General features: G+C 38.9%; 13 protein-coding genes. 2 read left to right on the forward strand and 11 right to left on the reverse strand.

The window, feature by feature from the left end; all coding sequences use genetic code 11:
- Positions 1–23: 23 nt before the first annotated feature.
- From NDN13_RS07340 to NDN13_RS07350, 3 genes are read right to left on the reverse strand one after another with little or no spacing between them, the layout of a single operon-like run.
- Positions 24–977, reverse strand: coding sequence for an alpha/beta hydrolase (locus NDN13_RS07340; protein WP_251117762.1), 954 nt, complete (start codon positions 975–977; stop codon positions 24–26).
- Complete coding sequence (locus NDN13_RS07345) at positions 974–2,629, reverse strand: BCCT family transporter (protein WP_251118190.1); 1,656 nt, start codon at positions 2,627–2,629, stop codon at positions 974–976. The genes NDN13_RS07340 and NDN13_RS07345 overlap by 4 nt, the downstream gene beginning before the upstream one ends.
- A 39-nt stretch (positions 2,630–2,668) precedes the next feature.
- Positions 2,669–3,781: a tartrate dehydrogenase gene (locus NDN13_RS07350; RefSeq protein ID WP_004654307.1), complete on the reverse strand. Its 1,113-nt coding sequence runs from the start codon at positions 3,779–3,781 to the stop codon at positions 2,669–2,671.
- Between the two features lie 100 nt (positions 3,782–3,881).
- On the opposite strand from NDN13_RS07350, the gene NDN13_RS07355 reads away from it, so the two are divergent.
- Both NDN13_RS07355 and NDN13_RS07360 read left to right on the forward strand, forming a co-directional pair.
- Complete coding sequence (locus NDN13_RS07355) at positions 3,882–4,862, forward strand: LysR family transcriptional regulator (RefSeq protein ID WP_251117763.1); 981 nt, start codon at positions 3,882–3,884, stop codon at positions 4,860–4,862.
- A 75-nt stretch (positions 4,863–4,937) separates the two neighbouring features.
- The gene (locus NDN13_RS07360; protein ID WP_251117764.1) at positions 4,938–5,771 is read left to right on the forward strand and encodes an EamA family transporter; all 834 of its coding nucleotides are present in this window, start codon (positions 4,938–4,940) and stop codon (positions 5,769–5,771) included.
- A 52-nt stretch (positions 5,772–5,823) separates the two neighbouring features.
- Here the strand turns inward: NDN13_RS07360 and NDN13_RS07365 are convergent, their stop codons facing one another.
- The 8 genes from NDN13_RS07365 to NDN13_RS07400 all read right to left on the reverse strand — a co-directional run bounded on the left by NDN13_RS07365 (position 5,824) and on the right by NDN13_RS07400 (position 11,352).
- Positions 5,824–7,008: a porin gene (locus tag NDN13_RS07365; RefSeq protein ID WP_251117765.1), complete on the reverse strand. Its 1,185-nt coding sequence runs from the start codon at positions 7,006–7,008 to the stop codon at positions 5,824–5,826.
- Positions 7,009–7,194: 186 nt separating this feature from the next.
- A complete protein-coding gene (locus tag NDN13_RS07370; protein WP_251117766.1) occupies positions 7,195–8,142 on the reverse strand; it encodes an RDD family protein in 948 nt (315 codons plus the stop codon).
- 89 nt (positions 8,143–8,231) lie between these two features.
- On the reverse strand, positions 8,232–8,681 hold the full coding sequence (locus tag NDN13_RS07375; protein ID WP_251117767.1) for a hypothetical protein: 450 nt from the start codon (positions 8,679–8,681) through the stop codon (positions 8,232–8,234).
- 50 nt (positions 8,682–8,731) lie between these two features.
- Positions 8,732–9,208 carry a tetratricopeptide repeat protein gene (locus NDN13_RS07380; RefSeq protein ID WP_251117768.1) on the reverse strand — a complete coding sequence of 159 codons (477 nt, stop codon included), beginning with the start codon at positions 9,206–9,208 and terminating at the stop codon, positions 8,732–8,734.
- Between the two features lie 55 nt (positions 9,209–9,263).
- Positions 9,264–9,722, reverse strand: a complete 459-nt coding sequence (locus NDN13_RS07385; protein ID WP_251117769.1) for a hypothetical protein — start codon at positions 9,720–9,722, stop codon at positions 9,264–9,266.
- A 161-nt stretch (positions 9,723–9,883) separates the two neighbouring features.
- Positions 9,884–10,405 (reverse strand): hypothetical protein, encoded by a 522-nt coding sequence (locus NDN13_RS07390; protein ID WP_251117770.1) that lies wholly within the window; start codon positions 10,403–10,405, stop codon positions 9,884–9,886.
- 8 nt (positions 10,406–10,413) lie between these two features.
- Entirely contained in the window at positions 10,414–10,866 is a 453-nt protein-coding gene (locus tag NDN13_RS07395; protein ID WP_251117771.1) for a hypothetical protein, read from the reverse strand.
- Positions 10,867–10,899: 33 nt separating this feature from the next.
- Positions 10,900–11,352, reverse strand: coding sequence for a hypothetical protein (locus tag NDN13_RS07400; RefSeq protein ID WP_251117772.1), 453 nt, complete (start codon positions 11,350–11,352; stop codon positions 10,900–10,902).
- Positions 11,353–11,358 lie beyond the last annotated feature (6 nt).

Consider the following 11,358-nt stretch of genomic DNA (forward strand, 5'->3'; position numbering starts at 1 on the left):
ATCAAAATTGGCTGATGTTCAAATCACTTGAACATTTGCTTTAACGAACTCAGCATGTGCTGATATAAATCCTGCACCACAGGACAATCCCGTACTAAACGTAAACTGCCATGTAGTAATCCTTTGCCAAGATAAAACTCGGCGGCAATATTGGCTTGTTTTAACTTGTCCACAAAAATACGCCCGTCGTCACACAGCGGATCGTATTCAGCCACCGCAACAAAGCTACGTGGCATGTCAGAAAAATCCTGTGCGTTCAATGGTGCTAAACGTGTATCTTTCCAGTCACTTTCATTCGGTGCATATTCCTTCAGGTAATAATGCATTTCCTCGAGCGTTAATAACGGCGCCCGTGCATGTTGCTGGCAAGACGCAGTATCAAAACTGCTGCCCAAACATGGGTAGATCAAGGCCAAACCACATGCCTGATTGCCTGTATGCTCTAGCTGAACCGCCAGTGCCGCGGCTAAATTGCCTCCTGCACTGTCGCCTGCTAACACAATCTGCGTTGGATCAATGTTCCAGTCTGCGCCATGCGCGCGGAGCCAGTGATAGACCATTTCACAATCTTCATAAGCGGCTGGGAAATGATGTTCGGGCACCAAACGATAATCCACACTCAATACCGCAACATTCAAATCACGACATAAATAACGGGTGATAAATTCATGCGAATCTAAATTACCTAACATCCAGCCACCCCCATGGATGAACAACACGCAAGGCCAACCTTGCGCAGGTGCTTGGCCCAAGGGTGAATACAACCGAACATTGACGGGATGAGTGGCATGCGCAACGGTTTTATCTTCAATCTTCACCGTACCATCACGTGGCAAGGTGTAATGCAGGCACATCGCATCATAGGCTGCACGAATTGAATCAATATCGTTATCCGCTGCTGAATAAATGCTGCTCCAGTACACCAGACTTTGCATTTCTTCGCTTAACCCATAGTGCATGTTCGGTTGCTGAGTCATAACAATTCCTTTTGACTGTTTTTATGTGCCAGTGCGGTTGCCGCAATATCAATCTGCATCTGTTGATTTGGGTCAGTATGCTCAAGCGCGTCCAAGTCACTAAAGCTGCTCTGTTCAATCAAATGCGATGGTACTTTGGAATAATCCTCAATCAACCATTTCACCAAGCCATAGGTTTGTACCAGAATAATCACAATAAACGGTAAGGCAGTCACAATGGTGGCAGTTTTCATGGTGTCTAACGGTGCCTTAGAGAAAATCATCGCAATCGGCACCAGGGTTAACATCAGACACCAAAACAAACGCGCATTCGGAGATGGATCTTGCCCTTCACTTAGGCCACGGGTACAGGTTGCAGAAACCGCATAGCCCACCGCATCCATATGTGCTGCAAGGAAAATCACCATAATGCCAAGGAACAACCACATCATCAGCTTGCCTGCTGGCAATAAACCGAGCAGTTGACCAATCGCCACTTCACCGCCTTGCTGACTCAAGATTTGCGGCACATTGACCATGCCGTGAATAAAGCTGTGAACGCTGTAATTTTCAAATACCCCAAAGATGAACCATAAACCAACGCTACCGCCGATGACCATGGCAAGAATCACTTCTTTAATGGTGCGTCCTTTAGATACACGGGTCACAAACAGCGCTACACCGGGTGCATAAGAAATCCACCATAACCAATAGAACACCGTCCATTCACGGGTAAACTTTCCATCGCCCATCGGGTCGGTAAACAGACTCATATCGACAAAGTTAGTCGCCATCAGACCAAAACTCATCAATGAATTATTCATAATGAATTGGGTTGGGCCAAAGCACAGCACATAGATCGCAAACAGCACCACACCCAAACACACCATATGACTCAAACGCTGCATGCCTTTATCCATACCGACATAAGAGCTGAGGGCAAATAACACCGACACCGCCAAGATAATGATGACTTTGGTCATGAAGGTATTCGGAATACCCGTGAGTTGCGACAGAATGTTGGTAAAAGTGACTGCAGTCAAAACCAGTGAAATGGTCAAGGCACCAAACATGCACAGCAAGAACATCAGGTCAACCACACGTCCAACGGGACCTGTCGCTTTAAAGCCAGTGACCGCTTCGACCATTGAGGCTAAGCTCAAGCCTTTATTCTTTCTGACATGGTAGCTATAGCACAGTGAAATTGATGCCAAAGCGTAAATCGACCATGCACTCAAACCAGAGTGAAAGAAAGAATAAGCCACACTGTATTTCAATGCTTCAGCCGATTCAGGGGCTAAATTCAAACCCGGCGTTTGATAATAATAGGCCCAGTCTAGAAAGCCCCAGTACAAGGTAGATGACCCGATCCCCGACAAAATGAACATGAAAATCCATGACATGGTGCTGTATTGGGGCTTACCTTCACCGAGCTTGATTTTGCCGTATTTACTAAAGGCCAAACCGAAGGTAAAAATAATTGATAAAAAAGCAAATAACAGGACTGGCGTGGTAAACACCGACGTAGTCCACTGCATCCATTTTGCAGCCAGTTGTATTGATTCAGATGAGTAGATTGCCAGACCAGCCACCGAAGTAAATACAACGGCAAGACTGGTGATCGCAAGCGTCTTATCTGTATAAGGCTTTGTAATTTGATTATCCATATCTATTCAATCCATCTCGGATAGTGACTATTCCCTCAGGGGTACTTACTCCATCGCGAATAAATCCATTTTTTGCTGAGTCACACAAGATGCAATCGCATCACCCACTTCATAGGTCTTGGCAGTTCCACCGACATCAGGGGTTTTCGGGCCATGCACCAACACATGCTCAATCGCCTGCATAATCTCCTGTCCTGCCTGAATCACCTGCTCATCGCCATCTGCCAAGAAATCCAGCATCATCGCACCTGACCAGATCGCCGCAATCGGGTTGGCAATTTGCTGTCCGTAAATATCAGGTGCTGAACCATGCACAGGTTCAAACAATGACGGGAATTTACGTTCAGGGTTGAGGTTGGCCGAAGCCGCCAAACCAATGGTACCCGTACATGCAGGGCCTAAATCCGACAAGATGTCACCAAATAAATTCGATGCCACCACCACATCAAAACGCTCAGGCTGTAGAACAAAACGTGCCGCTAAAATATCGACATGCTGTTTATCTGCCTTGATTTGCGGATAGTGTTTTGCCATTTCATCGACACGTTCATCCCAATACGGCATGCTGACTGCAATGCCATTGGATTTGGTTGCAGCCGTGATTTTTTTAGCCTCACGCTGATCAGCAAATTCAAAGGCATATTTTAAAATGCGATCGACACCATGACGGGTAAACACCGCTTCCTGCAACACAAACTCACGATCGGTGCCTTCAAAGGCTTTTCCACCAATCGCTGAATATTCACCTTCGCTGTTTTCACGCACCACATAAAAATCGATATCGCCGGGTTGTTTACCCGCAAGTGGGCATTTCACCCCAGGCATTAACCGAACTGGGCGTAAATTCACATACTGATCAAAACGACGACGGAACTGCAGCAATGATCCCCATAGTGAAATGTGATCAGGCACCTTTTCAGGCCAACCCACCGCACCAAAGAAAATTGCATCATATTGCTGCAGGACTTCAAACCAGTTATCCGGCATCATTTTGCCGTGTTCAAGGTAATAATCACAGCTGGCCCAATCAAAGCTATCCATTTGAACTTGAATGCCATATTTGTCTGCTGCTGCCTTTACAACCTTAATGCCTTCTGGTAGAACTTCTAAACCAATCCCATCACCCGCAATCGTGGCAACTTTATACTTTTTTGCCATAACGCTCCCTTACACCTTTGGTTAATATCCTTAGCTGTAAACATGCTGTTTTCGGCAACAATGATCAATAAGAAAACTATCACCCCAATGGACACGGATCGTGAATAATCTACCTAACCTATCGGATTTAAAGGTTTTTTGCACAGTCGCCAAACGCAAGAGTTTTGTCGATTCAGCTGAGGAGCTGGGTGCTTCACCTGCATTTATCAGTAAACGCATCAATATTTTAGAAACCAACCTGAACTGCAAACTGTTCCATCGCAGTACCCGTCATGTCAGTTTGACCGAAGATGGCAAACTGATTCTGGATCGGGTCTCCAATATTCTGGATGAATTTGATGAAATCAGTGAGCTGGTGAATAACCCCTTAAGCACGCCCACAGGTCATCTCGACATTGTCAGCAGCTTCGGTTTTGGTCGTAAACACGTTGCGCCAATTCTGTCTAAATTAATGACCATGTACCCAAAACTGGAAATTCAATTTGATACCATCGACAACACCAAAGACCTGATTCAACACAGCATTGATCTGGATATTCGCATCGGCAATGAGATTGCCCCGAATATGATTGCCAAAAAACTGATGTCAAATTTCCGAATTTTCTGCGCTGCACCGAGCTATTTGCTACAACAAGGCATGCCTGAAAGTCTGGAAGATTTACGCAACCATGATTGCCTGACTATCAGTGAGCGAGATCAATCCTCGGTGTTATGGAAATTGCGTCATCTCTCGGAAGATCGGTCGGTACATGTCACACCGCGCTTCATTTCCAATAATGGCGAGATTATTCACCAATTGGCGATTGAAGGGCGTGGCATTATCTTACGTTCAATCTGGGATGTGGCAGATGAATTGATTAGCGGTCAGTTACAGCATATTTTGCCTGAATACTGGCAAGACGCCGATGTATGGGCGGTCTATCCTTCACGTTTAAAAAGCTCATCTAAATTACAGACCTGTATCCTGTTTATTCAAAATGAACTGATTAACCGTTTACAGCATATTCAGAATCTAAGCCGTGGTCAGTTGATCCAACCGATTGAGTCAATCAATCCGAATATGGAGAAAGTATTTCTATAATCGCGCTAAGCTGCCTGCTTTCTTTTTTCAGCAACATCATGCACATTAGCAAGATCATGAATTAACAGGCAGCTTATGAGCACGGCAATATTTGGCCTTATTTTACTTGCAGCGACATGTCATGCCACATGGAATGCCATTGTAAAAGCGGGTACAAATAAGTTTTTAACCACGGTATTGGTCACCGCATCCGCAGCAGTTTTAGCAGCGCTACTGCTGCCCTTTTTTCCAATACCACAACGCGAGAGCTGGCCTTATATTCTGGCCTCAACGGCAATACAAATTCTGTATTTTGGCATGGTGGCTAAAATCTATCGCGTTGCCGATATGGGCCTGACCTATCCCTTAATGCGTGGCACAGCACCACTGATTGTGGCCGTTTTAGGCACTTTGTTATTGCATGAACAACTGCAATTCAATGCATGGCTAGGCATCATCACCATTTCCGTCGGTATTTTATCGATGATTTTGGCTGCACCCAAAACGGGACGCAAAGGTATCGGTCTAGCTTTACTCAACGCTGTCTTGATTGCGGGTTATACCTTGCTAGATGGACATGGTGTTCGCCTTGCAGGATTAGCCATTGCCTATATCCTATGGAGTTTCGTACTCTCAGGACTGATCTTTTTTATCTTTGCCCTGAAAATGCAGTATCGTCAGATGGGTGAGTATTTTCGACATAATTGGCATTTAGGTTTAATTGGTGGAATCGGTTCATTTTTCTCTTATGGTTTGGCACTGTGGGCAATGACACTTGCACCTGTTGCGATAGTTGCCGCACTAAGAGAAACCTCGATTTTATTTGCCACGCTGATTTCGATCTTTATTCTAAAAGAACGTATCAATGCGGTACGGATTATCTCCTCATGCATCATTTTAATTGGTGCTTTGATCTTAAGAACTGCCTAAAGCAAAAAAGCCAGTCTATCGCAAACAGACTGGCTCATTTTCAAGGCCGAATTTAGAAGTAATAATCTAGCGATAAATAGAACAATTTATTCCATTGATTGCTGTCACCTTGCGCCAATCCATCTGCACCACTGCCCGTCATTGGGTCATTGCGACTCCAGATATATTCACCCTGTATGCCGACTTTTTTATAGTTAAAATATAGACCTGCAATTAAGCGATCCGAATCTTGATAGCCTGATTCATCTTTATAAAAACGGCTATACGACACATAAGGTTTAATATTTTCTAACTGATGGAAAGGCTTGGCAAAGGTGTAGTTAATTTCATTGGCCATATATTTGCCTTTGTTGGCCACTTGATAGGGATAGTCAAATGCGCCAATAGTCGAGCTTTTTGGCAAAAGATCATCTGCATTTTTAATGTCCTGCTCTCCTGCCAAGAACAACCATTGCCATGCCTGATAATTGGTGGTGCTAAAAATGCTCCATGTACTACGATGCCCATCTTTATTGGTACGATTATTTTCCAGTTCCGAATACCAGTAAGAACCGCCAATTTCCGTGGAGAAATTCTGGGATTGATCTAGCTCAAACTTTCGGGATAAACGCGTCACCCACATATTCTTTTCATCAATATCGGTGCCTTGGGTCAGATCATCTGCCCGCACAAAGTTACCGCTATAGCGACTGGAATCCTTGGAGGTACCTTTGTATTTGCCACCATCAGTGGGGTAAAAACCGAGAATGAAGTTATACAGATTGTCCTTAAACTGGTATTTCACCCCAAGGTTTTGAATGTCTTCCAGTCCAACGGTATTCAGCAAAGTTTCATAATAACTATTGCCCCAGAGTCGTCCAAAGCCGAAATCAACTGATTGAAAACCAACTGTCAGTCGTTGCTGATCCGAGAATTTATAGCCTGCCCAAGCATCTTTTAAAAATAGTGCATCACATAAGCGGTCATACTGGTAGCAACGTACATCCATCGATGCAATCCAGTCTGGATTTTCATAACTGAGTACCGCTTTGATATCAGCTAGTCGCCAGTCATCATTTTTAGAGCCTTCATTGGCTTCGACAATATAGTCTTTATGGATATAGCGGGTACGGATTGCGCCTGTCAGTTTTAGTTCACCCGCTTGGGTTTTCGGATCACCGATACTGAAATCGGCAGCCCAAACTGGCGTATTTGCCAAGACACCCATTGAACTCAAGAGAAGCAGTGCTTTTTTCATTGTTGTACGTCCTTGTTTAACCTCATATGAAAATGAAGAAATTCATGCAGACAAACAACGCTTAAACTATAAAGTTGGTCTTTACGGAGTGTGTTTAATGGAACAGGATTAGAGATACTGAAGCTATCCGCACGTAAATTAAAAGGTTTAATCTATGCAAGATATAGCTTCAGCTTTTTTCATGGTTTAAAAGTTTACGGTAGAAATCTCTTCTACAACCTTTAATCCTTGCTGCGTTTTTTTAACTGAGTACATATTTAAATCCATTGATGAGGCTAAGCCAAATTGAAGCCGTGTGCTCAAAAGAATTGAAATTTTACTGCTGTCATTTATCAACTGTGGCTCAAGTCTTTGTAAATTATCTGCGAACTCTTGTGCGAAAAATGAATTTTTAAGTTTTATTGGATCATTGATCTGCACATCAAATAAAATGAGTTGAACCTCTGATCCATCTTCCATTTCTGAAATCCGTTTTACATGGATAATTTCAGGCTGACCGCCCTTAAACTTTTTAATTTCAACAGTATTATTGCGGTCAAACAAATTGAAAGAAGAAATTCCAATGCCTAAACCCATCAACGTAATCAATGCTGCAAAAATCTTATGCTTAGTCCACATCTCAGGAACTTGTTGTTCTTGATCATCTTTTTTTAAATTAATCACCATTGAACCCGCAACGAAGTCATGAATGGAGCGGCGGTTTTGTCGGTTAAAAATATAAAAATAAATAAGCAAAATTTGTAAGCAGGCCAACAACAGGTTGAATAATTCAGATAATAGTAAAATCGGAAAATAACCGCTTAATGACATGAGGCATGATGGCGCAAACAAGATGGCTGAACGAAGCAATGATGGGATTACATCAAGATCTTTCCCATGTGTGTCAGCCACTTTGATTTTTAAAAGCTGTTTGCCAAACGTTTGTCCAGAATGTAAGTGGCTGTTTAACAAACCAAAATACAAAACAACAAAGAAATATCCAATAAAAATAGATATAACTGGAAATGGATACATAAACTCAGAGAGAAGTCGAATCGTACTCCAGCAGAAACCTCCTACCAATAATAAATCAATAAGAAAAGCGAATGATCGGCGCCAGAAACCAGCAATATAAGAAAATTTTACAGAAGACAAAACATACCCTTTATATTTAATTAAAAATTTATAACGTTAGCTATCAAACTAAAATTTCAAGATTATATAATAAATCCTAATAAAATACATTAATGAAGCATCTCACCCAAGGCTTTTATATTCAACCACTCTTCATCTGTATATTTCATTTTAGCCAATAATTTTTGATCACTAATTTTTCGTTTATACTGTTTATATATATTAATATTATTTTTATTCAAAAATTCAACATACTCACCACCATTTTCATTGCGATGGAATTCAGCAAAAAACAAAACTGTATAAAATTCTTCCCGTTGAATTTCATTCAACCCTACTAATAAACTATCCAAACGATTATAAAAATCACTATAAGGATGGTTTCCACAAAAAATTTTCTGATCAATACGATTGATCGCCTGCTGTACCTTTAGATCATGACTTAGTTCAATCACTCTCTTATTAAAATTATGAATACATGATTTTTGCTTAACTAGAGAACAACTTGAAAGAGATGCAAATATTAGAAAAATGAGTAGTTTCTTAAAATACTTTTTCATTCCTTCCCTCAATAATAAATATTACACATAAATTTCAATAGCTTGCGATATTATCTTTTATCTTTCAACTCTTCTAGTTTACTTTTTGCTTCAACACTCCCCAACAAACTAGCTTTCCTTAACCAATTTTTAGCTTCAGCCAAATCTTCAACTTTATTCTTATTTAATAAAATTAAAGCCAACTGCAACTGTGCATTTTCATGGTTTTTATTTGCCGCCAACCTGTAATAATACTCTGATTTACTTATATTTCTATCACTACCCAGACCCCTTAAATAAATAATACCTAAAGCATTTTGCGCAGAAGCATCACCTTGTTCAGAAGCTTTTTCAAGCCATCTCTTAGCTTGATTATAATCTTTTGGGTAACCTTCATCACCATTTAAAAAATTCATTGCAATATAATATTGCGCATCAACATTACCAGTTTCTGCTAATTTAAATTCATGACTACTTTCATATGGAACACTATTTGCGCAAGCACAAAAAAGCAAGCTTAAACCAAATAATTGTAAAAATTTAAACATGTTAATCACAAAAACCATTATAAAACAAAAAACATAGCCAACTTAATATCGAAAATTAATCCAAATTAATTACTGGAATTTCGTCTTTAATACAATGCTTAACCTCTGCTTCGCTATATGACAATCCAACTGACCATTCATTTATATTTTCATATTTTATTTCCTCACCATCATAACCATAGTGTTTTGGATTTATTGGATACAACACTCCCATATATATCTTTTTACCAAAACAATATTCAAAAAAACTATCATGACTTGATATTAGCACCCAACCATCATCTTGCAATTTTTTTTGTATATTTTCAAAATCACCAAATGACATTTTTGATTTTTTCACCTCTGCTGTGGCGTACTTATTCATAGGCTTATCAATCCAAACTTTCTCTTTTGGTCTGAACTTCCCAAAGTATTTATTAACTACACTATAAAAATATTGATCTTTCTCTTTTTCCTCAGTACTTGAACATGCAGTCAGCAAAACAGATAAAAACAATATTGAAATAAATTTCATAAATTTACTCTTAATATTTAACCTACAGTTAAAAATAAAATACTAATCGAAGCACCAGCATCTATTTCTCAGCCAAAATCTATTTCTATTGTTTTATAGATATTAATATTATCTCCAAGAAATATTAAGAATACGTCTAAAGACAGTATTTCAAAACTTATTCAAATTATCTTTTTAAATTCATCTAATTTAATTACGGGTATCTCATCTTTTCTACATTGATTCACTCCACTTTCTCCATAAGACAACCCTACTATCCAGTCATTAATATCTGTATATTTAACTTCACGCCCTTCAGGGTTGTAATGATGTGGTCGTATTGGATAAAGTATACCTATATGTATTTTCTCACCCAAACAATACTCATAGTAGCTATCTTGATCAGAAATAAGTTTCCAACCATCAATTTCCAATTTCTTACGAATATGAGAAAAATCATTTAAAGAAAGATTTGATTTTTTTATTTTAGTAATTGAATATTTACTTTCTGGCTTATCAACCCAAATTTTTTCATTTGGTTGATATTCCCCAAAGTATTGATTAATGACATGTGTAAAATACTTACCTTGTTGAGTTTCTTCAACGCTAGTGCAAGAACAAAGATATACTATAAAAACTAAAAAACTAGCTTTCTTTAATGCTTTTTTATTTATAAAACAATCTAAAAACAAAATATTCGACATACCTACCTCTATTTATAATTATGACATATATATGAGGTTGTATTATTAGCTTTATAAAATATTATATGCCAATCATCATTTAATTGCATTGCAACAGAACCTTCGGCCAATTCTTTATTACCCACAACAACTCGCGGTGCAATAATTTCAAGTTGTCTTTTATCTCTACAAAATATATAACTTTCATTATATTTTTGATGATATTTCCATCCCATTCCTTTTAGTTGCTTATCTTTCTTGTTAAAAAAAATATTGATCTTAAATTCATCTGCTTTAATTTTATATGAAACCGTATTCGAGCTATAAGATGAGTAACCCTTTAGATCGCCAGCTTTACCATCAAAAAGGACACTAGCCTCATTTACAAAGTCCTGATTTACTTTATCTATATAGGGTTTTCGTTCTACCTCCTTATCACATCCGACTAACAGAAATGAGAGGATTAAAATAATTTTTCTCATACAAGCCAAATCAAAGTAAAAAATACAAAATAATTACTTACCATAATACTCCATACAATTATTAACGCCTAGCTTATTGTAATAAATTGCAAAGTACCAATAATCTTTGCTTTTAAAATTAACTTCTTCACCGTCTCGTGTATAATGCTTATCATAAATCGGATTTAATATGTCTATCGAATAATGGTTAGTTTTACAAAAATTATAATAACTATTATAAGAATCCACCAAATCCCACTTCCTCTTTAGTAGATCATTTTTTACACCCTCATAATCTTTGCTAGAAAAATCTTGTTTTTTTATTTTCACTACTAAAAGTTGAGTTGAGCTCTTTTCCCTATCAGTGTCATATTCATATTTATATCCTTTAAATATTTCATTAGAAAGTTCTTTTAAGTCAATTTTCTCAGGTACATCATTCTCACTTACAGAGTTACAGCTTATAATAAGACAAGAGAGAAATATATAATATAATGCTTTTTCCATTCTATA

This window comes from Acinetobacter sp. C32I (genome assembly GCF_023702715.1).
GTDB lineage: Bacteria > Pseudomonadota > Gammaproteobacteria > Pseudomonadales > Moraxellaceae > Acinetobacter.

Excerpts from the sequence above, each read along its gene's own strand:
- NDN13_RS07350 (WP_004654307.1), bottom strand. The coding sequence starts at position 3,781 with ATGGCAAAAAAGTATAAAGTTGCCACGATTGCGGGTGATGGGATTGGT.
- NDN13_RS07365 (WP_251117765.1), bottom strand. The coding sequence starts at position 7,008 with ATGAAAAAAGCACTGCTTCTCTTGAGTTCAATGGGTGTCTTGGCAAAT.
- NDN13_RS07375 (WP_251117767.1), bottom strand. The coding sequence starts at position 8,681 with ATGAAAAAGTATTTTAAGAAACTACTCATTTTTCTAATATTTGCATCT.
- NDN13_RS07385 (WP_251117769.1), bottom strand. The coding sequence starts at position 9,722 with ATGAAATTTATTTCAATATTGTTTTTATCTGTTTTGCTGACTGCATGT.
- NDN13_RS07360 (WP_251117764.1), top strand. The coding sequence starts at position 4,938 with ATGAGCACGGCAATATTTGGCCTTATTTTACTTGCAGCGACATGTCAT.
- NDN13_RS07395 (WP_251117771.1), bottom strand. The coding sequence starts at position 10,866 with ATGAGAAAAATTATTTTAATCCTCTCATTTCTGTTAGTCGGATGTGAT.
- NDN13_RS07390 (WP_251117770.1), bottom strand. The coding sequence starts at position 10,405 with ATGTCGAATATTTTGTTTTTAGATTGTTTTATAAATAAAAAAGCATTA.
- NDN13_RS07340 (WP_251117762.1), bottom strand. The coding sequence starts at position 977 with ATGACTCAGCAACCGAACATGCACTATGGGTTAAGCGAAGAAATGCAA.
- NDN13_RS07400 (WP_251117772.1), bottom strand. The coding sequence starts at position 11,352 with ATGGAAAAAGCATTATATTATATATTTCTCTCTTGTCTTATTATAAGC.
- NDN13_RS07380 (WP_251117768.1), bottom strand. The coding sequence starts at position 9,208 with ATGTTTAAATTTTTACAATTATTTGGTTTAAGCTTGCTTTTTTGTGCT.